Here is a 26,499-nt window from a genome sequence, read left to right on the forward strand (position 1 = left end):
GATGACTGCCAATTGCGGTAAGAGCATGGCAAATCGGCCACACTCTTTGTCGCACCCCCGTTATAGTGAACAATCCACTAACAGGGAATAAACGGCAATCGAGAAATCCCAAGTGGCCGGGATTTCAGGGGTTTTTACGCAGCTTCCTTCATCGGATCGTCCGGATCGATGCCGTAGTCCTTCAATTTCCGATAGAGAGTCGAGCGTCCGATGCCCAATTTGCGGGCAACCTGGCTCATCTGGCCATGGTAGAATTTCAGGGCGAAACGGATCAATTCCTCTTCCACATCGGCGAGTTTGCGCACATGGCCGCCCTTGTCGACACTGGAAATGGCGTTCTCGGGCGAGGCAGCCTCGGCTGATTCGGCCGGACGGAAGTCCGGATAGACGCTCGGCAGGCGGGTATCGGCGGTCGGATCCGGCAGGCGCACGCTTGCCGCTTCCCACGTCGCGGCCCCGCCCTCGGCCAGCCCGTAGCCCGGCACCTGCGCGGCGATCTGCGGGAAGTCGGCGGCCGTCAACTCGGCCCCTTCGGAAAGCACGACCGCGCGGAAGATGGCGTTTTCGAGCTGGCGGATATTGCCCGGCCAGTCATAGGCCGTCAGCAGCGCCATGGCCCCCGCCGAGACGCCGAGCGGGCGGGCAAGCTTCTGCTCCCCGGCAAAGCGCTGCACGAAGGCGCGCACCAGGACCGGGATATCCTCCTTGCGCCGGCGCAGCGCCGGGATGGTGATCGGGAAGACGTTGAGGCGGTAGTAGAGGTCTTCGCGGAAGCGCCCCTCGCGCACCTCGGTGATGAGGTCGCGGTTCGTCGCCGAGATGAGGCGGACATTGACCTTCTGCGGGAAGCGCGCGCCGATCGTCTCGATCTCGCCCTGCTGCACGGCGCGCAGCAGCTTCACCTGCACCTCGAGCGGCAGGTCGCCGATCTCGTCGAGGAACAGCGTGCCGCCGTCGGCCTCCATGAACTTGCCGGTATGGCGCTCCGTCGCGCCGGTGAAGGCGCCCTTCTCGTGGCCGAAGAGAATGCTTTCGACGAGATTATGCGGGATCGCCCCGCAATTGACAGTGACGAAGGGCTTGTTCGCCCGCTCGCTCGCCGCCTGGATGGCGCGGGCGACCATTTCCTTGCCGACGCCCGACTCGCCTTCCAGCACGACGGGAATGTTCGACTGCGCGGCGCGACGGCCAAGCTCGATGACGCGCAGCATCTCGGAACTGGCCGAAACGATATCGTCGAAATGCACGGCCTCCGAACGGCCCCGCCGCCCGCTCCGGCCGCGGCCCTCGCGCTGGTCCATCTTCAGCGCATTGCCGACCGCGACATTCAGGCGCTCCGGCGAAACAGGCTTCACGACGAAATCGAAGGCCCCGGCGCGCATCGCCATCACGACCGTCTCGATGCCGCCCTGTCCGGTCTGCACGATGACGGGAATGGTGTTCTCCCGCTCAGCGAGCGCGTCGAGGAAGGCCGAGCCGTTCATTTCCGGCATCATCAGGTCGAGCAGGATCACGTTGATCAGGCCGCCCTTGCGATCGAGCAGGTCGAGACCGGCGCGGCCGTTCTCGGCCATATGGGCGACATGACCGAAGCGCTCGATCATGTTCTTCAGAAGCCTGCGCTGGACAGGATCGTCATCGATGACAAGAATATGGGCCGTCACTGGAACCTCCTTGCCGAAGGCGCGCGTCATGCACGCCCTTGGGGACTGAATACCAGCGGACCATGGCAGAAAGGGTTGAACATGCCGTTTTGAGAAAGGCTTGCATTTTAACCAACGCCGACGCAAGCAATGAACCCGACCTGCCCATCAGGAAGAGAGATATCGATGACCCGCACTTTCCTTGCCCCCCGGATCGACTTCGCACCGGCAGAGGCCGCAGCTACCGCCGGATTGGGCGACCTGCCCGGCTGGAACCTCACCGACCTCTACCCCTCGCCGGCCTCGCCTGAATTCAAGGCCGACATGCAGAAGGCCGCAACGGATTCGCTCGCCTTCGAGGCGAAGTGGAAGGGCAAGCTCGACGCCGCCACCGAGAAGACTGGCGACGAGGGCATCGGCGCGGCCGTGCGCGAATTCGAGGCGCTGGAAGACGTGATGGGCCGCCTTATCTCCTTTGCGGGCCTCACCTATTTCACCAACACGACCGAGCCGGCGAACGGTAAGTTCTATGGCGACGCGCAGGCCAAGCTCACCGACCTCGGCGCGCATCTCCTGTTTTTCTCCCTTGAACTCAATAGGATAGAAGACGAACGCATCGAGGCGGCGCTGACGAACGACGCGCTTGCCGCACACTATCGCCCGTGGATCGAGGACCTGCGCAAGGACAAGCCCTACCAGCTCGACGACAAGACCGAACAGCTCTTCCTCGAAAAGTCGATGACGGGCGCGGCTGCCTGGAACCGCCTCTTCGACGAGACGATGGCCTCGCTCCGCTACACGATCGACGGCGAGGAACTGCCGCTGGAAATCGCCCTCAATCAGCTCCAGTCGCCGGACGGCGAGGCGCGCCGCAAGGCGGCAGAAGCGCTGGCGAAGACCTTCAAGGACAACATCCGCACCTTCACGCTGATCACCAACACGCTCGCCAAGGACAAGGAAATCTCCGACCGCTGGCGCGGCTTCGAGGACATCGCCGACAGCCGGCACCTCGCCAACCGCGTCGAGCCGGAAGTCGTCGCGGCGCTGGCGGAAGCCGTGCGCGAAGCGTATCCGCGCCTCTCCCATCGCTATTATACGATGAAAGCAAAGTGGCTCGGAATGGAGCAGATGGATTACTGGGACCGCAATGCGCCCCTTCCCGAGACACCCGACGCGACCATTCCGTGGAGCGAGGCGCGCGAAACGGTGCTCTCCGCCTACAGCGCCTTCGCGCCGGAAATGGCGGCCATCGCCAAGGACTTCTTCGACAAGGGCTGGATCGACGCGCCGGTGCGTCCCGGCAAGGCCCCCGGCGCCTTCGCCCATCCGACCGTGCCCTCCGCGCACCCTTACGTTCTCGTCAACTACATGGGCAAGCCGCGCGACGTGATGACGCTCGCCCACGAGCTTGGCCATGGCGTGCATCAGGTTCTGGCCGGCGGCCAGGGCGCATTGATGGCCTCGACCCCGCTGACGCTCGCCGAGACCGCCTCCGTCTTCGGCGAGATGCTGACCTTCCGCAGCCTGCTCGACAAGACGAAGGACAAGCGTGAGCGCAAGGCCATGCTCGCCCAGAAGGTGGAGGACATGATCAACACGGTCGTGCGCCAGATCGCCTTTTACGAATTCGAGCGCAAGGTGCACACCGCGCGCAAGGAAGGCGAACTCACCAGCGACCAGATCGGCGAACTCTGGCTCTCCGTGCAGGGCGAAAGCCTCGGCCCGGCGATCCGCATCTCCGAGGGCTACGAGACCTACTGGGCCTATATCCCCCACTTCATCCACTCGCCCTTCTACGTCTATGCCTATGCCTTCGGCGACTGCCTGGTGAACTCGCTCTATGCCGTCTACCAGCAGGCCGAGACCGGCTTCCAGGCAAAGTATTTCGATCTGCTCAGGGCCGGCGGCACCAAGCATCACACCGAACTCCTCAAGCCCTTCGGCCTCGATGCGAGCGATCCGTCGTTCTGGAGCAAGGGACTGTCGATGATCGAGGGGCTGATCGACGAACTGGAAGCGCTCGATAAGGCGTCATCTTAAAAGAAGCCGGAAGCCCGTATGACCGACCGCGAACGCTTTGTGCTCCTCAGGGACGACCGTGAGGATCGGACGGTGGTTTTCGCCGATCCGCTCGCGGTCGTCACCGTGCGCGAGCGCGCCGGTTTCGAGCCGGCCTTCGCGGCCTTGCAGGCGGCGCATGAAAAGGGCCACTGGATCGCCGGCTTCATGAGCTATGAGGCCGGCCATCTCTTCGAGAAGAAGCTGACCCCGCTCGCCGAGGAGAACCGCCTGACCCCGCTGATGAGCTTCGGCATCTTCGAAAAGCCGTCGGACGATCACCCGCTCGCAACGCCGCGCCAACGTGTCGAAAACGAACCTTTCCTCACCGATCCCAGGGCCGACTGGGATTTCGAGACCTACCGCGGCCGCTTCGATCGCCTGCACCAGCACCTCCGGCAGGGCGATTGCTACCAGGCCAACCTCACCATGCCGATCCGCGCCCGCTGGAACGGCGACCCGCTCGCCGCCTTCTGGTCGCTGATCGAACGCCAGCCCGTGCGCTACGGCGCTTTCATCTCGCTGGACGGGCCGAAACTGCTCTCGCGCTCGCCGGAACTCTTCTTCGATATCGATAGAGAGGGTTGGATCGAGACGCATCCGATGAAGGGCACCGCGCCGCGTGGGGGCAGCGCGGCCGAGGACGAGCGCATCATCGCCGCCATGCAGGCCGATCCGAAATCGCAGGCGGAAAACCGCATGATCGTCGACCTCCTGCGCAATGACATCTCGCGCATCACCGAGGTCGGCACGCTGCATGTTCCGAAGCTCTTCGCGGTCGAGACCTACCCGACCGTGCACCAGATGGTGAGCCATGTCCGGGCGAAGCTGACGCCGGGCATCTCCATCCGCGATATCTTCGCCGCCCTCTTCCCCTGCGGCTCCATCACCGGCGCGCCGAAGATGCGCGCCATGGAGATCCTGCACGACCTGGAGGACGGCCCGCGTGACGCCTATTGCGGCGCCATCGGCATGATCGCCCCCGACGGCACCATGCGCTTCAACGTCGCCATCCGCACCATCTCGCTCTTCGACGACGGCAACGCCGTCTTCAATGTCGGCGGCGGCATCGTCTTCGATTCCACCGCCGAGGCGGAATATGCGGAATGCCTGCTGAAGGCGCGCTTCGCCGTGGGGGACCAATGGATCTCTCGCTGATCGAGACCCTGCGCTGGGAGCCAGCGGCAGGCTTCGTGCGGCTGGAGCGGCATCTGGCGCGGCTGCAGCGGTCGGCGGCCGCGCTGGACCTTCCCGGCGCAGAGCGGGCAAGGGACGCATTGCTGGCCGCCGCCCCCCGCTCCGCCGACCCGCTTCGCGTCCGGCTTGAGCTTTTCCCCGATGGCGGGATCGAGGTGCAGGCGGCCGTATTCACCCCGCTTGCCCCGGACGCGACATGGCGGCTCAAGTTCGCCGGAACCTGCCTTTCCTCCACCGATCCGCTGCTGCGCCACAAGACATCCCGCCGCGCCCTCTACGCCGCCGCCCGCGCCGAATTCCCGGCAGCGGACGCCGACGAGGTTCTCCTCCTCAACGAGCGCGGCGAGCTTTGCGAGGGCACCATCACCTCGCTCTTCCTCGACGACGGCTCCGGCCCGTTGAAGACGCCGCCGCTCGCCTGCGGCCTGCTGGCCGGCGTGCTGCGCGAGGAACTGCTGGAAACCGGCAGGGCCATCGAGGCGGCGCTGCGGCCGGAGGACCTTGCGCGGGGCGCGATCCTCGCCGGAAATTCGCTGCGGGGCCTGATCCGCTGCGTCCTCGCATAGACCACGACGACAGCCGCTTAAGCATATCGTCGCAGAATTCCCCGGCCGCTCTTTATTGTGACAGAAATCTGTGCTCTAGCGCTGCCATACTATGCTAAGGGGCCTTCGAACCCCTGAATTTTCAGCGCAAAGCGGCCGTCCGCAGGAGACCCAAATGGCAGACAGCACCTATCCGGTATATGGCGAAATCACCGGCCCGATCGTGATGATCGGCTTCGGCTCCATCGGTCGCGGCACGCTGCCGCTGATCGAGCGCCACTTCAAATACGACCGGAACCGGCTGATCGTCATCGAGCCGCGCGAAGACGCCGCCGACGCCGAACTCTATGCCCGCCACGGCGTCCGCCACGTCAAGGCCCACGTCACCAAGGAGAACTACAAGGACCTCCTGAAGCCGCTCCTCACGGAAGGCGAAGGTCAGGCGTTCTGCGTCAACCTCTCCGTCGACACCGGCTCGCTCGATCTCATCAAGTTCTGCCGCAAGCTGGACGTGCTCTACATCGACACCGTCGTCGAGCCGTGGCTCGGCTTCTACTTCGACAAGGACATGAAGAACGCCGACCGCACGAACTACGCCCTGCGCGAGACCGTGCGCAAGGAGAAGGAAAAGCATCCGGGTGGCACGACGGCCGTTTCCACCTGCGGCGCCAACCCCGGGATGGTCTCCTGGTTCGTCAAGCAGGCGCTGCTTAACCTTGCCCGCGACCTCGACATGAAGTTCGAAGAGCCTTCTCAGGACGACCGCGAAGGCTGGGCCAAGCTGATGAAGAAGGCCGGCGTCAAGGGCGTGCACATCGCCGAGCGCGACACCCAGCGCACCAAGAACCCCAAGCCCTTCAACACCTTCTGGAACACCTGGTCCGTCGAAGGCTTCATCTCGGAAGGCCTGCAGCCGGCCGAGCTGGGCTGGGGCACCCACGAAAAGTGGACGCCAAAGAACGCCAAGAAGCAGAAGAAGGGCTGCAAGGCCGCGATCTACCTCGAGCAGCCCGGCGCCAACACGCGCGTGCGCTCCTGGTGCCCGACGCCCGGCCCGCAATACGGCTTCCTCGTCACCCATAACGAGTCCATCTCGATCGCCGACTTCTTCACCGTCCGCGACAAGGACGGCGACGTCACCTACCGCCCGACCTGCCACTACGCCTACCACCCCTGCAACGACGCTGTGCTGTCGCTGCACGAGATGTTCGGCAACGGCGGCAACCAGCAGCCGGTCCTGCACGTCCTCGACGAGAACGAACTGGTGGACGGCGTCGACGAACTCGGCGTGCTGCTCTACGGCCACGACAAGAACGCCTACTGGTATGGCTCGCGCCTTTCGCTGGAAGAGACCCGCCGTATCGCTCCCTACCAGAACGCGACCGGCCTGCAGGTAACCTCCGCCGTGCTCGCCGGCATGGTCTGGGCGCTGGAGAACCCGAAGGCCGGCATCGTCGAGGCCGACGAGATCGACTACAAGCGCTGCCTTGAAGTGCAGATGCCCTATCTCGGCCCGGTCGAGGGCCACTACACCGACTGGACCCCGCTCGACGGCCGCCCGGGCCTCTTCCCGGAAGACCTCGACACGAAGGATCCGTGGCAGTTCAAGAACGTTCTCGTTCGCTGAACGGTCCTCACGCCCCGATACGAAGACGCCCGCGGCCATGCCGCGGGCGTCTTCGCTTCCAATGGGATAATGCTTATTCGCCGGGCGGCGCGTCTTGCTTTCGGCTTTTCTTCACGGCATGGTCGGGCGAAACGAACGGGTGCTTTGCGCCGCCGTGACCTTGGGAGACCTGACATGAAGCCAATCGCAGCCCTGGGCCTGCTCACCGCAGCCGTAGCGCTCGCCTCCTGCCAGACGGAGCGCGCCCCGCGCAACGACATGCCGGTAGCCCAGCGGCCCGCACCGACAGGCGTCGAAGGCGCCTGGGTGGATCCGAACGGCATCGTCTCGACCTTCGCGGCCGGCACCTTCACGACGCGCACGACCGACACGAACCAGCTTCTCGCCTCGGGCACCTACGTCAACACCTCGCCGACGCTGGTCGAAATCAACATGACCTCGCTGGTGCGCAACACGCAGTCCAAGGTCAATTGCGCGCTTGTCAGCCAGAGCCAGCTCAACTGCACGACGGCGGAGGGCGCACAGTTCTCCCTCGCCCGCCGCGTCTGAGCCGAAACGGCATCCCGATGAAAGGGCCGCAAGGCCCTTTTTTCGTCTTAACCGTCAAACGAACCTGCCTTTCGGCAAGTCGTCTTTTCTCTTGAAGTTGCCGGCCAGCGGTGGAAACATCCGCCCGCCCGACAGGGGTCGCGGCAAACGAGGAGAACAGGACCATGACGATTTTCCGATCCGGCCTGCTGGCCGTTTCCATCATCGCGCTCTCCGGCGGCTCGGCGCTTGCGGATTACGAGCTGAACATCCTGCATATCAACGACCTGCATTCGCGCATCGAGGCGATCAACAAGTTCGATTCGACCTGCTCGGCCGAAGAGGAAGGCAAGGGCGAATGCTTCGGCGGTGTCGCGCGCCTGAAGGCGGCCATCGACGCCGAGCGCCAGAAGCTTTCCGGCAAGAACGTTCTCCTCCTCAATGCCGGCGACAATTTCCAAGGCTCGCTCTTCTACACCACCTACAAGGGTGCGACGGAGGCCGAGTTCCTCAACCTCATGAAGTTCGACGCCATGACCGTCGGCAACCATGAATTCGACGACAGCGAGGACGGCCTCGCCACCTTCCTCGACAAGATCCAGTTCCCCGTCGTCACCGCCAATGTCGCCGCCGGCGCAAGCTCGAAGATCGGCGATCGCATCAAGCCCTTCGTCGTGATCGAGCAGGGCGGACAGAAGATCGGCATCGTCGGCGCGGTCGCCAACGACACGGCGGAACTCTCCTCCCCCGGCCCGAACGTGCTGATCGGCAACGACGTCGCAGACATCACCGCCGCCGTCGCCGAACTGAAGAAGCAGGGCGTCGACAAGATCGTCGCCCTCACCCATGTCGGCTATCCGCGCGACCTCGAAGCCATCGCTAAGATTCCCGATGTGGACGTGGTGGTCGGCGGCCATACCAACACGTTCCTCTCCAACACCTCGGACAAGGCCGAAGGCCCCTATCCGACGCTGGTCGACAATCCCGGCGGCTACAAGGTGCCGGTCGTGCAGGCCGGGGCCTATACGAAATATCTCGGCAACCTCAAGGTCGTCTTCGACGACGCCGGCGTGGTGAAGGAAGCCTCGGGCGAACCGATCCTCCTCGATTCCTCGATCAAGCCGGACGAAGCCGTCCTCGCCCGCATCAAGGAACTGGCCGGCCCCATCGAAGAGTTGAAGAACAAGGTCGTCGCGGAGACCGCCGAGCCGATCGACGGCTCGCGCGAGGTCTGCCGCGCCGCCGAATGCCCCATGGGCAACCTCGTGGCCGACGCGATCCTCGACCGCACGAAGGACCAGGGCATGACCGTCGCCATCACCAATGGCGGGGGCCTGCGCTCCTCCATCGACGGCGGCCCGGTCTCCATGGGCGAGGTGCTGTCGGTGCTGCCCTTCCAGAACACCGTCGCGACCTTCCAGCTCAAGGGCGCCGATCTCCTCGCCGCCCTCGAAAACGGCCTCAGCCAGATCGAGGAGGGTGCAGGACGCTTCCCGCAGGTCGCCGGCATGAAATATTCCTTCGACAAGTCGAAGCCCGCGGGCAGCCGCATCGTCTCGGTCGAGGTGAAAGAGGGCGACACCTTTGCCCCGCTCGATCCTGCCAAGACCTACGGCGTCGTCTCCAACAACTACCTGCGCGCGGGAGGCGACGGTTATTCCGTCTTCGCCAAGGCCGGCTTGAATGCCTACGACTTCGGCCCGAATCTCGAGCTTGTCGTCGCCGACTACCTCGCCGCCCACCGCCCCTACAAGCCCTATACCGACGGCCGCATCATGGAAGTCGCCGCGGTGAATGCCGAGGCGAAGCCGGCGGCCGCGACGGACACGGCGGCAAAGCCGGCCGAAGGCGCGGCGACGGCGGATGCAGCATCCGCAACAGTCGGCGGCAAGCATGTCGTCGCACGCGGCGACACGCTCTGGGACATCGCAGCGGCGGCCTATGGCAATGGCGCCCTATGGCACAGGATCGCCAAGGCCAACGGCAATCCGCGTCCGCGCGCGCTCCATGTCGGCACGGAGCTGTCGATCCCGGCCAAATAAGGACAATTCGTCTCAACTTTTTCTGCCGGTCCGGGCTTTCCCGGCCCGGCATTTCTTTTTAGAACCGTTCTGAACGGACCGGCCTCGCCGCGTATAGAACGACACCCCGCACGCACAGGATCCATCATGGACATCGCCGCCAAGCCCGCCGCCCATCCGCCCGTCAAGCATGGCAAGGTCGGTGTGCTGCTCGTCAATCTCGGCACGCCGGACGGCACGGACTACGCCTCCATGCGGCGCTACCTGAAGGAATTCCTGACGGACAAGCGCGTCATCGAATGGCCGAAGATCGCCTGGTACCCGATCCTTTTCGGCATCGTGCTCAACACGCGCCCCGGCAAGGTCGGCAAGGCCTATGAGACGATCTGGAACAAGGACCGGAACGAGAGCTACCTGCGCACCTATACCCGCAGCCAGGCCGAGCTGATGGCTGAGGCCCTCAAGGACCATTCGAACGTCATCGTCGACTGGGCCATGCGCTACGGCCAGCCGTCCATCGCCTCGCGCATGGAGCGCCTGCAGAAGGAAGGCTGTGAGCGTATCGTCCTCTTCCCGCTCTATCCGCAATATGCCGCCGCGACGACGGCGACCGTCAACGACAAGGCTTTCGAGACGCTGCTGAAGATGCGCTGGCAGCCGGCGCTGCGCACTGTGCCGCCCTATCACGACGATCCGGCCTATATCGACGCGCTCGCCGTCTCTATCGAGAAACACCTTGCAACGCTCGACTGGGAACCGGAAAAGGTGCTGACCTCCTTCCACGGCATTCCGAAGAGCTATTTCGAGAAGGGCGACCCCTATTACTGCCAGTGCCAGAAGACCGCGCGCCTGCTGCGCGAGCGTCTCGGCTGGTCGGAGGAAAAGCTGGTCGTCACCTTCCAGTCCCGTTTCGGGCCGGAAGAATGGTTGCAGCCCTATACCGACAAGACCGTGGAGAAGCTGGCGCAGGAGGGCGTAAAGCGCATCGCCGTCCTCAATCCCGGCTTCGTTTCCGATTGCCTGGAAACGCTGGAGGAGATCGCCGAGCAGGCCGCCGAAAGCTTCCTGCACAATGGCGGCGAGAAATTCGCGCACATCCCCTGTCTCAACGATTCACCAGAGGGCATGGCCGTTCTGGAGGCGGTCGTGCGGCGTGAACTCTCCGGCTGGATCTGAGCCGCGCATAATTTTCATTCCGCTCAAATAGACTGGCGCCGTGGGCCGTATTGCCTACAGTAAAGCCGCAATGCCTTTTGGAGAAAAGAATATGGATTTTGCCGGAGTGGATATCGTCGTCATCGCCCTCGTGATCCTGGTGGTATTGATCCTCTTCGCCGGGATCAAGACCGTTCCGCAGGGCTACCAGTACACGGTTGAACGCTTCGGCCGCTATACGCGCACGCTCCAGCCCGGCCTCAACCTGATTGTTCCCTTCATCGACCGGGTCGGCTCGCGGATGAACGTGATGGAACAGGTGCTCGACATTCCCACGCAGGAGGTCATCACCCGCGACAATGCCAGCGTGGCCGCCGATGCCGTCGCCTTCTACCAGGTGCTCAACACGGCGCAGGCCGCCTATCAGGTCGCCAATCTCGAACATGCCATCATCAACCTCACCATGACCAATATCCGTTCGGTCATGGGGTCGATGGACCTCGACGAGCTGCTTTCCAACCGCGACAAGATCAACGACCAGCTCCTGCGCGTGGTCGACGAGGCCGCCAATCCCTGGGGCGTGAAGATCACCCGTGTGGAGATCAAGGACATCGCCCCGCCGAAGGACCTCGTCGATTCGATGGCGCGGCAGATGAAGGCCGAGCGCGAGAAGCGCGCGCAGGTTCTGGAGGCCGAAGGCTCGCGCAACGCCCAGATCCTGCGCGCCGAAGGCGCCAAGCAATCCGCCATCCTGGAGGCCGAGGGCCAGCGCGAAGCCGCCTTCCGTGACGCCGAGGCGCGCGAGCGCCTTGCCGAAGCCGAGGCCAAGGCGACGAAGATGGTCTCCGACGCCATCGCCGCCGGTAATGTGCAGGCGATCAACTACTTCATCGCGCAGAAATACACCGAGGCCATGGCCGCGATCGGCAAGGCGCCGAACTCCAAGATCGTGCTGATGCCGATGGAAGCCTCCTCGCTGGTCGGCTCGCTCGGCGGCATCGGCGCCATCGCGAAGGAAGTGTTCGGCGACGGCTCCGCGCCTGCCGGCACTCCGCAGCGCGCCCGCCCGGCATCGACGGCGACCGCCACCACGCCCGCCTTCCGCAATCCGTTCGACACGCCGCCGCAGGGGACGTGAGCATGATCCACAGCATCGTCGCCGAACTCGGCCCCTGGGCCTGGTGGGTCCTCGGGATCGTCCTCCTGATCCTCGAAGTGCTGATGCCCGGCGTCTTCCTCGTCTGGATCGGCATCGCCGCCATCGTAACCGGCGCGCTCTCGCTGCTTCTGTGGGAACAGGCGTTCTGGACATGGCAAGCGCAATGGCTGGTCTTCGCGGTGCTGTCGCTGGTTGCCGCGCTCATCGGCCGGCGCATCGTCAGCGCGCGGGGCGAGACGAGCGACCAGCCGCATCTCAACCAGCGCGGCCAGAGTCTCGTCGGCCGCACCGCGACGCTGGAGCAGCCGATCAGCGAGGGCCGCGGCCGCATCCGCCTGGACGATACGATGTGGAGCGTTCAGGGACCGGACCTGCCGGTCGGCACGCGCGTGCGCGTCACCGCCAGTAACGGCCGCGACCTGACGGTAGAGGCCGTTTAAGCCGCGCCGATCCTGAGCAGGTCGTGGAAATGCACGATGCCGACGGGACGGAAGGTCTCGTCGGTGACGATAAGCGCCGAGATGTTGTGCTGGTTGAGAAGGCCGAGCGCCGCGGTCGCCAGCGTCGCCGGCTTCACCGTCTTGGGACTGCGCGTCATCACGTCGTCCACGGTGAGTTCGGAGAGATTGCGCGACAGGTTGCGCGCGATATCCCCGTCCGTGACGATACCCGCCAGCGTGCCCTCGTCATCGATGACGCCGACGCAACCGTAACGCTTCAGCGCCAGCATGTGCACGGCGTCCGGCATCGAGGTGCCCAGCGCCACGAGCGGCATGTTCTCGCCGCTATGCATGATGTCGCCGACATGGGAGAGGCTCGCACCGAGCTTGCCGCCCGGGTGGAACGTCTTGAAATCCGTCGCCGTGAAGCCGCGCGCCTCCAGCAGCGCCACGGCGATGGCATCGCCCAGCGCAAGCTGCATCAGCGTGGAGGAGGTCGGCGCCAGCCCATGCGGGCAGGCTTCCTGCACTTTCGGCAGCAAGAGCACCGTATCGGCCTCGCGCGCCAGGGCCGAGCGTTCGCCGGAGGTCATCGCGATCAGCGGGATGGAAAAGCGCCGTGAATAGGAGACGATGCCCTGCAGCTCGGCGGTCTCCCCGCTCCAGGAGAGCGCCAGGATGACGTCGTCGCGCCCGATCATGCCAAGGTCGCCGTGATTGGCCTCGACCGGATGGACGAAGAAGGAGGGCGTGCCGGTGGAGGCGAGCGTGGCTGCGATCTTCACGCCGATATGGCCCGACTTGCCGATGCCGGTGACGATGACGCGCCCGACGCTGTCGCCGATACGGCAAACCGCATCGCGGAAGGCGTCGTGCAGGTCGCCTTCCAGCGCCGCAGCGAGGGCGACAAGCCCCGCCTTTTCGGTTTCGATCGTCCGCATCGCGGAGGCGATAGCGCCACCGCCGTCAACTTTGGCCTGTCTCGTGATCATGCGCCTCGTTAGCGCTTTTGCCCGGACCTGTCCATTGAGAACATTGGCGCGCCACCGCCGCCCGTGGCAACCAAGCGTTAACCATGGCGGTTTACGTTCGCTTAGGAAATTCGAGAATCGCGGGCCGAGCATGCAAGAGGTGAACGGAATGGAACGCGGGGCGCTGCCGCCCTGCCCGACATGGCGACTGGCCGGGCTTCTGCTCGCCGGGACCGTGCTCGTGTCCGCTCCCGCCTTCGCCCAGCAAAGTGCCTCCGCCTTCCCGGCGCCGCTTGGTGACCAGCAGGCGGGCGCGACCGATCCCCTGTCCAGCCCGGCAACGGAAGACGCCGATCCGACAGCGGCAATTCCGGACGGCACGACCACGGCCTCCACCCCCGCCATCGCCGACGAGGGCAATACCTTCGCCCGCACGGGGCGCGAGACCGAGCAGCTGAATGCGCGCGAAGGCAGCGTCGATGGCGCACGCAGCAATTTCGGCAATCCGTACGAGCCGACCGGCATCCGCGTCGGCTCCTTCATCCTGCGTCCCTCGATCTCGCAGAACCTCGGCCACGAGAAGAACAGGAGCGGCGGCGTGTCGACGCGCCGCACCTATTCCCAGACCGGCCTTCGCGGATCGCTGGTCTCGGACTGGTCGCGCCATCAGCTCTCCGTCGAAGCCGAGGGCATCTACCAGCGCAACATCAGCGGCACCGGCGAGACTGAGCCGCGGCTGCGGCTGGATACCGACCTGCGGCTCGATCTCAGCGACAGCACCATCGCCAATCTCACCGCCGGCTACGATTTCGAGCGGGAAAGCTCCAGCGATCCCAACGCGATCAACGGCGCCACCGCCCAGTCCGGAGTTCACACCTATTCGGCCGGCGCCCGCGTCACGCGCGATTTCGGCCTGATCCGCGGCACGATCGGCGCGGAACTGGAGCGCCGGACCTACGGCTCGGCGACGCTCGCCGACGGCAGCCGGCTCGTCCTTTCCGACCGGAACCATACCACGGGCACCCTGACGGGCCGCGTGGGCTACGAACTATCGCCAGCGCTGATCCCCTATCTGGAAGCCTCCGTCGGCCGCGCGGTCTACGACGACAAGTACGATGCGCTCGGTTACGAGCGCTCCGCGACGACGCTCGGCGGCCGGGCCGGCGTGGAAGTGGACCTTGGCGAAAAGCTGCGCGGCGATCTCGGCATGGGCTACGAGCGCGCCCGCTTCGACGACAGCCGTCTTGCCACGCTCGGCGCGCTGACGCTCGACGGCACGGTCCAGTGGTCGCCGCAGCGCGGCACGGACCTGCGGCTCGGCCTTACGACGGAACTCGAGCCTTCGACCGCGGCCGGCCAGAGCGGCTACGTCTCCTACGAGGCGACCTCGGAACTGACGCACGAATTGCGGGAAAATCTCGTGGCGCGCCTCAGCGCCGCCTATACCCTGCGCGATTTCAAGAATACCGGAAATCCGAACCAGACGATCTACCTGGTCGGCACCGGCATCACCTGGAACGTCAATCGCTGGCTCGCGATGACCGGCGATGTCTCCTACGAGCTGACGCGCCAGCGTGGCACGTCCGACACCGGCGTCACGCGCGCCGGCATCGGTCTCGTCCTGCGCCGCTGAGCCTTATTTCAGGCTGGCGACCAGTTCGCGCAGCGGCCCTTCGACCGACGGGCGGATATCCCCGCGCGCCAGCGCGAAGGCGATGTTGGCGAGGATGAAGCCATCCTTGGCGCCGCAGTCGTAGGTCTCGCCGCGGAAATGGTAGGCCGCGAATGTCTGCTCGACCGCAAGCTTCACCATGGCGTCGGTGAGCTGGATCTCGTTGCCCGCGCCGCGCTCCTGCGTGGAGAGGATCTGGAAGATTTCCGGCTGGAGGATATAGCGGCCGTTGATGAAGAAGTTCGACGGCGCGGTGCCCTGCGGCGGCTTCTCGACCATCTTGGTGATGGCGAAGCCGTCGCCGATCTTCTCGCCGACGCCGACGATGCCGTATTTATGCGCCTGGTCGGGCGCGCATTCCTCGACGGCGATGACATTCGCGCCGGAATGCTCGAAGAGTTCGACCATACCCTTCATGCAGCCCTTCTCCCCCTTCATGATCATGTCGGGAAGCAGGAGGGCGAAAGGCTCGTTGCCGACGAGTTCGCGGGCGCACCAGACGGCGTGGCCGAGGCCGAGCGGCTCCTGCTGGCGCGTGAAGCTGGTGGAGCCGGCAACGGGCAGGATGCTTTCCAGAAGCGTCAGCTCGGCGGTCTTGTTGCGCTGGCGCAGCGTCTGCTCCAGCTCGACCTGGATATCGAAATAGTCCTCGATGACCGCCTTGGAGCGGCCCGTCACGAAGATCAGGTGCTCGATGCCGGCATCCAGCGCCTCATCGACCACATACTGGATCACCGGCTTGTCCACGACCGTCAGCATTTCCTTCGGAACGGCCTTCGTCGCCGGAAGGAAGCGCGTGCCGAGACCGGCCACCGGGAAGACTGCTTTGCGAACCTTGCGTGCCTGCGACATATTCACCTCGTTGGGTCCATTGCCCTCATGGCCGGACATATTCCAGCCGGAATAGAATCGAATTGCTATTTTTTTGCAAAAGAAGACGGCGCAATTTTTTGATGGTAAAGAATTTGTTGACTTCGTTTTTATAAGTTTTGCGTTCAGCCGGTGGCTTCCTGGCCATCGTACCGAAATTTAGAAACGGACATGACAGCCGATGACACAGAATCTGAAGACCGTTCTGCGCCGATCTGCGCTCACCCTTCTCCTCTCGGCCGGGCTTTTCGCCCAGGCGACTGCGGCCCGCGCGGACGCCCGCTTCCAGAACTGGATCGCCGACTTCTACGAGACCGCATCTGCGGCCGGCATCAGCAAGAGCACCTACCAGAAGGCGTTTTCCGGCGTCAAGACACCCGATCCGGACGTGCTGGAGAAGGCCGCCTACCAGCCGGAATTCAAAAGCAAGATCTGGGATTATCTCGATTCGCGCGTCAACCCCTACACGGTGCGCATCGGCCGCGAGATGGCGGCCAAGCATGGCCGCACGCTGGCGGCGCTCGAACGTCACTTCGGCGTCGATCGCAATATCCTGCTCGCCATCTGGTCGATGGAATCGAACTACGGCGCGGTGCTTCAGAAGGACGACCGGCTGCACTACGTGCCGCGCGCGCTCGCCACACTCGCCTATGCCGACAAGAAGCGCTCGAAATACGCCCGCACCCAGCTCATCGCCGCCCTCAAGATCATCCAGCGCGGCGATATTGCCGCGGGCGACATGACCGGCTCCTGGGCAGGCGCGATGGGCCACACCCAGTTCATTCCGACAAGCTACCTGCTCTACGCGATCGACGCCGATGGCAACGGTCATCGCGACATCTGGAATTCCGTGCCGGACGCGCTGGCGACCGCCGCGAACCTGCTTGCCAAGAACGGCTGGCAGGCCGGCAAGACCTGGGGATACGAAATCGTGGTGCCGCCGGGCGGCAACAAGTATTCGGGCCAGACGAAGACGCTCGCCCAGTGGGGCAAGCTCGGCTTCACCCGCCCGGGCGGCAAGGGCTTCAAGAACGGCGCGGACCGCGCCGAACTCAAGCTGCCGGCCAATGGCGGCCCGGGCTTCCTGATGACCAAGAACTTCTTCGTCATCAAGCGCTACAACGCCTCGGATTCCTACGCGATGGGCGTCGGCATGCTGGCGGACCAGATCGCCGGCTACAGCGGCGTCAAGCAGCGCTGGCCGCGCCCGGACGGCACGCTCGACATCACCGAGAAATTCGAACTCCAGACACGCCTCAAGGAACTCGGCTATTACGACGGCGAGGTCGACGGCAATTTCGGCTCCGGCTCCAAGGCCGCGATCCAGGCCTTCCAGAACCGCATGGGCCTTGCCGCGGACGGCGAGCCGAGCCAGCAGGTTCTGAAAGCCCTGCGCCGCTGAGGCCCGCGGCGGATACTGGCATCGGGGGCGCTTCGGCGCCCTTTTTGCTGGCGGGCGCTTTCGTTCGGTGCCGGCATTTGCCATCATGCCGCCACCGAGCTTCCGCAACATCGGGGCAAAGACGGAGCCTTTCACGATGAGCAAGACGATCCCCCCCCGTATCGCGCGCCTCGGCATCGCCCTCGTCGCCGTCGCCAGCGTCGTCGTGACCGCGCTTCCCGCCGGTGCACAGGAGCAGCCGCGCGAGCGCAAGACCATTCTCGAATTCCTCTTCGGCAAGAAAAAGCCCCGGGAGGTCATCCCCGCCGAGCCGCAGGTCAGGAAGCCGCGCCCCACCGCCCGCAAGAAGAAGACGACAACCACGGTCGCCAAGACGCCGGAAGCACCCGTCGTGGAGAAACTGCCGGATGCGAAGGTGGTGCTGGTCGTTGGCGACTTCATCGCCGGTAGCGTTGGCGAGGGCCTTGCGACCGCCTTCGAGGCGACGCCGGGCATTCGCGTCGAGCGCCGCACGAACGGCTCCTCCGGCATCGTGCGCGACGACTATTACAACTGGCCGGAAAGCCTGCCCGCCCTCATCGCCGAGACGAAGCCCGCCCTCGTCGTCGTCAGCATGGGCGCCAACGACCGCCAGCAGATGACCGTCGCGGGCGAGAAGGAGAAATTCCGCTCCGAGGCCTGGACGAAGGAATACGAGACGCGCGTCGCCCGCCTCGCCTCGCTGGCGCGCCAGAGCGGCAAGCCGCTGCTGTGGATGGGCATGCCGGCCTTCCAGTCCTCTGCGCTGACCGCCGACATGACGACGCTGAACAACTTCTATCGCGCCGGCGTCGAGAAGGCGGGCGGCGAATTCGTCGATATCTGGGACGGCTTCGTCGACGAGGAGGGCAAGTTCGTCATTTCCGGTTCCGACATCAACGGCCAGCAGGTGCGCCTGCGCGGCTCCGACGGCATCAATTTCACCAAGGCCGGCAAGCGCAAGCTCGCCTTCTACGTGGAAAAGGAAATCCGCCGCCTGCTCGGCGATGCGGCCGCCGACGGCCCCGGCCTGCAGGGCGACCTCAAGGACCTCGTCGTCGCGACGCCCCCGGTCGAGGACGCGGAAATCACAAAGACGCAGCCCATCAGCCTTTCCGACCCGGTACTGGACGGCGGCACGGCCCTCCTCGGCGGCGCTCCGATCAAGGGCACCGGCAAGAGCCTGCGCGACAAGCTGGTGGAAAAGGGCGAGACCGCCGACGCGCCGCTCGGGCGCGTGGACGATTTCCGGATGAACAAGACAGCAACGCCCTGATCCCCTACACCTGAAACGAAAAGAGCGCGCCGCTTTCACGGCGCGCCCTTTTCTTATTCCTGAAGCCTCAGCGCGGCAGCGTCGTCGCGCCCATCAGCGCCTCGTCGATGGCGCGTGCCGCCTGGCGGCCTTCGCGGATCGCCCAGACGACGAGCGACTGGCCGCGGCGCACGTCGCCGGCGGTCCAGAGCTTGTCCACCGAGGTCTTGTAGTCGCGGTCATTGGCGATGACGTTCGACGAGCCGCGCTTGTCGGTGTTGATCGCAAGCTTGTCACCGAGATCCTTCAGCACGCTGGTGGTGAAGGGGCCACGGAAGCCGATGGCGATGAAGGCGAGGTCCGCCTTGATGATGAACTCCGTGCCGGGGATCGGCTTGCGGCGGTCATCCACCTGGCAGCACTTCACGCCCGTCAGGACACCGTCCTCGTCGCCGACGAATTCGAGCGTGCCGACCTGGAACTCGCGCACGGCGCCTTCGGCCTGCGAGGAGGAGGTGCGCATCTTCGTCGCCCAGAAGGGCCAGACGGCGAGCTTGTCTTCCTTTTCCGGCGGCTGCGGGCGGATGTCGAGCTGCGTGACCTTCACCGCGCCCTGGCGGAAGGCCGTGCCGACGCAGTCCGACGCGGTATCGCCGCCGCCGACGACGACGATATGCTTGCCACCGGCAAGGATCGGTGCGGAGGGCCAGCCGACGCTATCGATGTTCTCGCGGCCGACACGACGGTTCTGCTGCACGAGGTACGGCATGGCATCATGCACGCCGGCGAAATCGACGCCCGGGATGCCGGCGTCGCGCGGGGTTTCCGAGCCGCCGCAATAGAGCACGGCATCGTGCTCCGCCAGCATCTCGTCCATCGGCTTGTCGACGCCGACATTGACGCCGTAGTGGAAGGTGACGCCCTCGCCGCGCATCTGGTCGACGCGGCGGTCGATGAAGTTCTTCTCCATCTTGAAGTCCGGGATGCCGTAGCGCAGCAGGCCACCGGCCTTGGATTCACGCTCGTAGAGATGGACTTCATGACCGGCGCGGGCAAGCTGCTGGGCGGCCGCCATGCCGGCCGGGCCGGAGCCGATAACGGCGACCTTCTTGCCGGTCTTCACCGTCGCCGGCTGCGGCACGATATAGCCCATCTCATAGGCCTTGTCGGCAATCGCCTGCTCGACGGTCTTGATGGAGACCGGAGTGTCCTCGAGGTTCAGCGTGCACGCCTCCTCGCAGGGTGCGGGGCAGACGCGGCCAGTGAATTCCGGGAAGTTGTTGGTCGAATGCAGGTTGCGGATCGCCTCTTCCCAGTTGCCGTTATAGACGAGGTCGTTCCAGTCCGGGATCTGGTTGTGCACCGGACACCCGGTCGGACCGTGGCAATAGGGAATGCCGCAGTCCATGCAGCGCGCGGCCTGCTTCTGCACTTCGGGATCCGACATCGGAATGGTGAATTCGCGGAAATGGCGGATGCGGTCGGAGGCCGGCTGATACTTCATCACCTGCCGGTCGATTTCCATGAAACCAGTTACCTTGCCCACTTCAATAATCCTTGCTCAAGACGGGTGCCTCTCGGGCCCCGTTACCGGTGCGCAGCTCCGCTGTCGTACCGGTGAAGATGAAATCGATCCTGATCGCGTTTCGCGCAATCGGTCAGTGAAGGTAGGTGGACCGCTGCCTCACTCGGCAGCGATCCCCATCCTCATGCGCTCCATCTCTTCGAGCGCGCGGCGATACTCGACCGGCATCACCTTGCGGAATTTCGGACGATACTCGGCCCATTTGTCGAGGATCTCCTTGGCCCGCGGCGAGCCCGTATAGTGCAGGTGGTTCGAGACGAGCTGATAAAGCCGCTCCTCGTCGTGACGCGTCATGTCGTCGGACACGTCGACCATGCCCTTGTGCATGAGGTCGCCGCCGTGGTGATGCAGCTTCTCCAGCATGTCGTCCTCTTCCGGCACCGGCTCCAGCTCGACCATCGCCATGTTGCAGCGGCGGGCGAAATCGCCCTCCTCATCCAGCACATAGGCGACGCCCCCGGACATGCCGGCCGCGAAGTTGCGGCCGGTCTGGCCGATGACGACGACGACGCCGCCGGTCATGTATTCGCAGCCATGGTCGCCCACGCCCTCGACGACCGCGACGGCACCGGAGTTGCGCACGGCGAAGCGTTCGCCGGCAACGCCGTTGAAGTAGCACTCGCCCGAGATCGCGCCGTAGAGCACCGTGTTGCCGACGATGATCGATTCATGCGGCACCGCGCGGTTGCCGGCCGGGGGACGCACGACGATGCGGCCGCCCGAAAGACCCTTGCCGACATAGTCGTTGCCGGCGCCCACCAGATCGAAGGTGATGCCGCGGGCAAGGAACGCGCCGAAGGACTGGCCTGCCGTGCCGTTGAGCGTCACGGAGATCGTGTCGTCCTTCAGGCCCTTGAAGCCGTAGCGCTTGGCCACCTCGCCGGAAAGCATCGCGCCGGCCGAGCGGTCGACGTTCTTGATATCGACCTCGAAGGCGACGGGCGTCTTGGCTTCCAGGGCGGGCTTCGCCTGCTCGATCAGCTTGCGGTCGAGGATATCCTGGATCGGATGGTTCTGCCGCTCGGTCCAGTAGGTCGCCTCCTTCGGTGCATCGACCTTGTGGAAGATGCGGGAGAAGTCGAGACCATTGGCCTTCCAGTGCGAGATCATCTTCTCCTTTTCGAGGAGTTCGGAGGCGCCGATGATCTCGTTCAGCGAACGCACGCCGAGCGAGGCCAGGATTTCGCGCACCTCTTCGGCAACGAAGAAGAAGTAGTTGATGACGTGCTCGGGCGTGCCCTTGAAGCGCTTGCGCAGAACCGGGTCCTGCGTCGCAACCCCCACCGGACAGGTGTTGAGGTGGCACTTGCGCATCATGATGCAGCCGGCCGCAATCAGGGGCGCGGTGGCGAAGCCGAACTCGTCCGCGCCGAGCAGCGCGCCGATGACGACGTCGCGGCCGGTCTTGAGGCCGCCGTCGACCTGAAGGGCGATGCGCGAGCGCAGCTTGTTGAGCACCAGCGTCTGGTGCGTCTCGGCAAGCCCGATTTCCCAGGGGCTACCGGCATGCTTCAGCGAGGTGAGCGGCGACGCGCCCGTGCCGCCGTCGAAGCCGGCAATGGTGATATGGTCCGCGCGCGCCTTGGCAACGCCGGCGGCAACCGTGCCGACGCCGACTTCCGAGACGAGCTTGACCGAGATATCGGCTTCCGGGTTGACGTTCTTCAGGTCGTAGATGAGCTGCGCCAGATCCTCGATGGAATAGATATCGTGGTGCGGCGGCGGCGAAATGAGGCCGACGCCCGGCGTGGAGTGACGGGTCTTGGCGACCGTCGCATCCACCTTGTGGCCCGGCAACTGACCACCCTCGCCGGGCTTGGCGCCCTGCGCGACCTTGATCTGCAGCATGTCCGCATTGACCAGATACTCGGTGGTCACGCCGAAGCGGCCGGACGCGATCTGCTTGATCGCCGAGCGCTCCGGGTTCATCGAGCCGTCAGGCAGCGGCATGTAGCGGTCGGCTTCCTCGCCGCCCTCGCCGGTGTTCGACTTGCCGCCGATCCGGTTCATGGCGACGGCGAGCGTCGTATGCGCTTCGCGGCTGATCGAGCCGAAGGACATGGCCCCCGTCGAGAAGCGCTTGACGATATCGGCCGCCGATTCGACCTCGTCGACGGAGATCGGCTTGCGGCCGAGCGCATCCGCCCCCTTGATCGAGAAGAGACCGCGGATCGTGTTCATGCGCAGCGACGAGGCGTTCACCAGCTCGGCAAACTCCTTGTAGCGGTCGGCCGCATTGCCGCGCACCGCATGCTGCAGCGACGCGATCACGTCTGGCGTCCAGGCATGTTCCTCGCCGCGCATGCGATAGGCATATTCGCCGCCGATATCCAGCGTGTTGGCGAGCAGCGGATCGCGGCCGAAGGCGGCCTTGTGACGGTTGAAGGTCTCCTGCGCGATCTCGTCGAGACCGATGCCCTCGATGGTCGTCGCCGTGCCGAAGAAATACTTGTCCGTCAGCTCGGAGGAGAGGCCGATGGCATCGAAGATCTGCGCGCCGCAATAGGACTGGTAGGTCGAGATGCCCATCTTGGACATGACCTTCAGGATGCCCTTCCCGATCGCCTTGATGTAGCGATAGACCACCTCTTCCGCATCGACCTCCTTCGGGAACTCGCCGCGCTTGTGCATGTCGGTGAGCGTGTCGAAGGCCAGATACGGGTTGATCGCTTCTGCGCCGTAGCCGGCGAGAAGGCAGAAGTGGTGCACTTCACGCGGCTCGCCGGTCTCCACGACGAGGCCGACCGAGGTGCGCAGACCCTTGCGGATCAGGTGATGGTGCACAGCGGCGGTCGCCAGCAGCGCCGGGATCGCCACGCGGTCCGGCCCGATCTGGCGGTCGGAGAGCACGATGATGTTGTAGCCGGAGGTGACGGCCTGCTCGGCGCGCTCGCAGAGCCGGTCGAGCATTTCCAGCATGCCGTCCGCACCGCGCGAGACATCATAGGTGAAGTCGAGCGTCTTGGTATCGAAGCGATCTTCGACATGGCCGATGGAGCGAATCTTCTCCAGATCGCCGTTGGTCAGGATCGGCTGGCGCACTTCCATGCGCTTGGCCTTGGCCGCGCCGCCATGATCGAGGATGTTCGGACGCGGGCCGATGAAGGAGACGAGGCTCATGACCAGTTCCTCGCGGATCGGGTCGATGGGCGGGTTCGTCACCTGCGCGAAGTTCTGCTTGAAATAGGTGTAGAGCAGCTTGGTCTTGTCGGACATGGCCGAGATCGGCGTGTCCGTGCCCATGGAGCCGATCGCCTCCTGCCCCGTCGTCGCCATCGGCGACATCAGGAGCCTGGTATCCTCCTGCGTATAGCCGAAGGCCTGCTGGCGGTCGCGCAGCGACACGTCGCGGCGAAGCGCGCGCGGCTCGACCGGGCCGAGGTCCTCAAGGATGATCTGGGTGTTGTCCAGCCAGTCGCGATAGGGGTGCTTTTCGGCAAGCGCGGACTTCACCTCCTCGTCGGAGATGATACGGCCCTCTTCCATGTCGATGAGCAGCATCTTGCCGGGCTGGAGACGCCACTTCTTGATGATGCTCTCTTCCTTGACCGGCAGCGTGCCGGCTTCGGAGGCCAGGATCACGCGGTCATCGTCCGTGACGAGGTAGCGGGCCGGACGCAGACCGTTGCGGTCGAGCGTTGCGCCGATCTGGCGGCCATCGGTGAAGGCGACGGCGGCAGGACCGTCCCATGGCTCCATCAGCGCGGCGTGGTATTCGTAGAATGCCTTGCGCTCCGGGCTCATCAGCTGGTTGCCGGCCCAGGCCTCGGGGATCAGCATCATGACCGCATGGGCCATGGAGTAGCCGCCGCGCACGAGGAATTCGAGCGCGTTGTCGAAACAGGCCGTGTCCGACTGGCCCTCGTAGGAGATCGGCCAGAGCTTGGTGATGTCGTCGCCGAAGAGCGGCGAGGAGACGGACGCCTGACGGGCCGCCATCCAGTTGACGTTGCCGCGCAGCGTGTTGATCTCGCCGTTATGGGCGACCATGCGGTAGGGATGCGCCAGCTTCCACGAGGGGAAGGTGTTGGTCGAGAAGCGCTGGTGCACGAGGGCGACGGCCGATTCGAAGCGCGGATCGGCAAGGTCCTTATAATAGGCGCCCACCTGGTAGGCGAGGAACATGCCCTTGTAGACGATGGTCGTCGAGGAGAGCGAGACGGGGTAGAAGTTGCTCTCTTCGCCCTCATACTCATCATAGATGCGGTTGGAGATCACCTTGCGCAGCGTGAAGAGCCGGCGTTCGAACTCGCCGTTCGTCGCGGCATCGCGGCCGGCGCCGACGAAGACCTGCACATGGCGCGGCTCGGTGGCGGCGATTTCGGGGGCCTTGGAGAGCGAGGAATTGTCGACCGGCACATCGCGGAAGCCGATGAGGACCTGGCCCTCTTCGGCGACGACGTCGGCGATCACCTTCTTGAAGTAATCGACCAGCTTCTCGTCCTGCGGCATGAAGATGTGGCCGACGGCATATTCGCCTGCCTTCGGCAGCGTGATGCCCTGCTTTGCCATCTCCTCGCGGAAGAAGCGGTCCGGAATCTGTACGAGAATGCCTGCACCGTCACCCATCAGCGGATCTGCGCCGACGGCGCCGCGATGCGTCAGGTTCTCGAGCATGAAGAGCCCGTCCTTGACGATCTGGTGCGACTTCTTGCCTTTCAGATGCGCCACGAAGCCGACGCCGCAGGCATCGTGCTCATTGCGCGGATCATAGAGTCCTTGTTTTTTCGGCAGGCCCGGTGTGGAAGCGCGCGTTTTGGCGCCCGTCGCAGTCGTCTGCGCCCGGGTCTGCCGCAAATCATGTGCTTGAGTCTTCACCACCATCGTTTCCTCCTGTTGGCCCGGCATCGTGCGGGGATTCCGTCCGCCCCTCGCGGAGCGTCGCCTGTTGCATGAACCTGATGCGACCGTAAAACGACGGCCGATCCGGTGGATCATCGGAACCGTCGGGGCGGCGGGTTTGTGGAACACGTTCCACCCGGCGCCGTTACCGGCGCCCCTCCTCTATCGGGACGGCGCCTCTTCGGTCTCCTGACCGAAATAGGACAGTAACGCTGTCCTATTTCAGATGCTCTATGCCAGAAACACCCCCACCCCGCAAGGCCATCATGCCAAATAATCACCACCTCATGAAGAAAAATTGCCCACGCCATCGACAGGTTGAAATTAAATTACGGGCCTTCGGCGCTTTGTTTGCGTTCCTTTCATTTTCGGGAAAAACGGGCATTTCGGCCGAAACCGGCGATTGATCGCCGATTTTTCTCCATTATGGTCCTTCCCGGCCCTCATTCGCACTGGAAATCGCATGTTTTTCGCTTCAGACAACTGGGCAGGCGCCCATCCTGACATTGCCAAGAGTCTCGTGGACGCCGCCGGTGGCTTCACCTCGGCCTATGGTACGGGTGACCTCGACAAGCGTGTGGAAAAGACATTTTCCGAGATTTTCGAGCGCGACGTCGCCGTCTTCTTCGTCGGCACGGGCACGGCGGCCAATTCGCTGGCCCTCGCCAGCTTCAACCGGCCGGGCGGGCAGGTCTTCTGCCACCGCGAGGCGCATGTGAACGTCGACGAGTGCAACGCGCCCGAATTCTTCGCGACCGGATCCAAGCTGGTTCCCATCGACGGCCCGGCGGGCAAACTCTCGCCCGAGGACCTTGCCGCAGCGATCAACCGTTTCCCGCCGGATTTCGTGCATGGCGGCCAGCCGATGGCCGTCACCATCACCCAGGCAACGGAAGCCGGCACCGCCTATACGCTGGATGAAATCTCCGCCCTCTCCGACGTGGCGAAGAAGGCCGGCCTGCCGCTGCACATGGACGGCGCACGCTTCGCCAACGCCCTCGTCCATATAAGCGCGACGCCCGCAGACATGACCTGGAAGCGCGGCGTCGACATCCTCTCCTTCGGCGGCACGAAGAACGGCTGCTGGTGCGCCGAGGCTCTCGTGCTCTTCGACCCGTCGAAGGCGCGGCAGATGCATTACCTGCGCAAGCGCTCCGCCCAGCTCTTCTCCAAGTCCCGCTTCATCGCCGCCCAGTTCGACGCCTATTTCCGGGACGGCCTCTGGCTCGACCTCGCCCGCCACTCCAACGCCATGGCAGGCCGCCTCGCCGAAGGCTTCGCCGCCTCCGGCAAAGGCCGCCTCGCCTGGCCGACCGGCTCGAACGAACTCTTCGCCATCCTGCGCAACGACGCCTTGAAGGCCTTGAGGGAAAAGGGCGCCACCTTCTACGACTGGCACCCCGGCCCGGACCTGCAGGCGACCATGCAGGATGACGAAACCCTCATCCGCCTCGTCACCAGCTTCGCCACGACGCCAGCGGATGTCGACGGGTTCCTTTCGGCGCTTTGAG

General features: G+C 64.6%; 18 protein-coding genes. 13 read left to right on the plus strand and 5 right to left on the minus strand.

The features are described 5' to 3' along the window. Positions 1–134: 134 nt before the first annotated feature. A complete protein-coding gene (locus MOE34_RS14430; RefSeq protein ID WP_242217901.1) occupies positions 135–1,664 on the minus strand; it encodes a sigma-54-dependent transcriptional regulator in 1,530 nt (509 codons plus the stop codon). A gap of 165 nt (positions 1,665–1,829) precedes the next feature. On the opposite strand from MOE34_RS14430, the gene MOE34_RS14435 reads away from it, so the two are divergent. The 9 genes from MOE34_RS14435 to MOE34_RS14475 all read left to right on the plus strand — a co-directional run bounded on the left by MOE34_RS14435 (position 1,830) and on the right by MOE34_RS14475 (position 12,373). Next, on the plus strand, positions 1,830–3,683 hold the full coding sequence (locus MOE34_RS14435; protein WP_242217903.1) for a M3 family oligoendopeptidase: 1,854 nt from the start codon (positions 1,830–1,832) through the stop codon (positions 3,681–3,683). A gap of 18 nt (positions 3,684–3,701) precedes the next feature. Continuing rightward, complete coding sequence (locus tag MOE34_RS14440; protein WP_242217905.1) at positions 3,702–4,859, plus strand: aminodeoxychorismate synthase component I; 1,158 nt, start codon at positions 3,702–3,704, stop codon at positions 4,857–4,859. Further along, on the plus strand, positions 4,844–5,464 hold the full coding sequence (locus MOE34_RS14445; RefSeq protein ID WP_242217907.1) for an aminotransferase class IV family protein: 621 nt from the start codon (positions 4,844–4,846) through the stop codon (positions 5,462–5,464). Before MOE34_RS14440 ends, MOE34_RS14445 begins: the two co-directional genes overlap by 16 nt. Before the next feature lie 154 nt (positions 5,465–5,618). Next, on the plus strand, positions 5,619–7,070 hold the full coding sequence (locus tag MOE34_RS14450) for a homospermidine synthase (RefSeq protein ID WP_242217909.1): 1,452 nt from the start codon (positions 5,619–5,621) through the stop codon (positions 7,068–7,070). Between the two features lie 174 nt (positions 7,071–7,244). Beyond that, a complete protein-coding gene (gene omp10, locus MOE34_RS14455) occupies positions 7,245–7,619 on the plus strand; it encodes an outer membrane lipoprotein Omp10 (protein WP_160785253.1) in 375 nt (124 codons plus the stop codon). 164 nt (positions 7,620–7,783) lie between these two features. Beyond that, positions 7,784–9,640 carry a 5'-nucleotidase C-terminal domain-containing protein gene (locus tag MOE34_RS14460; protein ID WP_242217911.1) on the plus strand — a complete coding sequence of 619 codons (1,857 nt, stop codon included), beginning with the start codon at positions 7,784–7,786 and terminating at the stop codon, positions 9,638–9,640. A 126-nt stretch (positions 9,641–9,766) separates the two neighbouring features. Next, positions 9,767–10,795 carry a ferrochelatase gene (hemH, locus tag MOE34_RS14465; protein ID WP_242217913.1) on the plus strand — a complete coding sequence of 343 codons (1,029 nt, stop codon included), beginning with the start codon at positions 9,767–9,769 and terminating at the stop codon, positions 10,793–10,795. Between the two features lie 91 nt (positions 10,796–10,886). Then, positions 10,887–11,912: an SPFH domain-containing protein gene (locus MOE34_RS14470; RefSeq protein WP_242217915.1), complete on the plus strand. Its 1,026-nt coding sequence runs from the start codon at positions 10,887–10,889 to the stop codon at positions 11,910–11,912. A 2-nt stretch (positions 11,913–11,914) separates the two neighbouring features. Then, positions 11,915–12,373, plus strand: coding sequence for an NfeD family protein (locus MOE34_RS14475; protein WP_242217918.1), 459 nt, complete (start codon positions 11,915–11,917; stop codon positions 12,371–12,373). On the opposite strand, the gene MOE34_RS14480 is transcribed toward MOE34_RS14475, so the two are convergent. After that, positions 12,370–13,365, minus strand: coding sequence for a KpsF/GutQ family sugar-phosphate isomerase (locus MOE34_RS14480; protein WP_242217920.1), 996 nt, complete (start codon positions 13,363–13,365; stop codon positions 12,370–12,372). The genes MOE34_RS14475 and MOE34_RS14480 overlap by 4 nt on opposite strands. A gap of 148 nt (positions 13,366–13,513) precedes the next feature. Between MOE34_RS14480 and MOE34_RS14485 the strand changes: the two genes are divergently transcribed. Next, positions 13,514–14,977, plus strand: coding sequence for an outer membrane beta-barrel protein (locus MOE34_RS14485; protein WP_242217922.1), 1,464 nt, complete (start codon positions 13,514–13,516; stop codon positions 14,975–14,977). Between the two features lie 3 nt (positions 14,978–14,980). Here MOE34_RS14485 and galU read toward each other — a convergent pair whose 3' ends face one another. Then, the gene (gene galU, locus MOE34_RS14490) at positions 14,981–15,868 is read right to left on the minus strand and encodes a UTP--glucose-1-phosphate uridylyltransferase GalU (RefSeq protein WP_242217924.1); all 888 of its coding nucleotides are present in this window, start codon (positions 15,866–15,868) and stop codon (positions 14,981–14,983) included. Positions 15,869–16,067: 199 nt separating this feature from the next. Between galU and MOE34_RS14495 the strand changes: the two genes are divergently transcribed. Together MOE34_RS14495 and MOE34_RS14500 are read left to right on the plus strand one after the other, a co-directional pair. Continuing rightward, a complete protein-coding gene (locus MOE34_RS14495; protein ID WP_242217926.1) occupies positions 16,068–17,288 on the plus strand; it encodes a lytic murein transglycosylase in 1,221 nt (406 codons plus the stop codon). A 136-nt stretch (positions 17,289–17,424) separates the two neighbouring features. Then, positions 17,425–18,582, plus strand: coding sequence for an SGNH/GDSL hydrolase family protein (locus MOE34_RS14500; protein ID WP_242217928.1), 1,158 nt, complete (start codon positions 17,425–17,427; stop codon positions 18,580–18,582). Positions 18,583–18,649: 67 nt separating this feature from the next. Here MOE34_RS14500 and MOE34_RS14505 read toward each other — a convergent pair whose 3' ends face one another. Continuing rightward, positions 18,650–20,107: a glutamate synthase subunit beta gene (locus MOE34_RS14505; RefSeq protein ID WP_242217930.1), complete on the minus strand. Its 1,458-nt coding sequence runs from the start codon at positions 20,105–20,107 to the stop codon at positions 18,650–18,652. 138 nt (positions 20,108–20,245) lie between these two features. Continuing rightward, on the minus strand, positions 20,246–24,970 hold the full coding sequence (gene gltB / locus MOE34_RS14510; RefSeq protein WP_242217932.1) for a glutamate synthase large subunit: 4,725 nt from the start codon (positions 24,968–24,970) through the stop codon (positions 20,246–20,248). A gap of 481 nt (positions 24,971–25,451) precedes the next feature. Between gltB and MOE34_RS14515 the strand changes: the two genes are divergently transcribed. Next, the gene (locus MOE34_RS14515; RefSeq protein ID WP_242217935.1) at positions 25,452–26,498 is read left to right on the plus strand and encodes a threonine aldolase family protein; all 1,047 of its coding nucleotides are present in this window, start codon (positions 25,452–25,454) and stop codon (positions 26,496–26,498) included. Position 26,499 lies beyond the last annotated feature (1 nt).

This window comes from Shinella zoogloeoides (assembly GCF_022682305.1).
Lineage (GTDB): Bacteria > Pseudomonadota > Alphaproteobacteria > Rhizobiales > Rhizobiaceae > Shinella > Shinella zoogloeoides_B.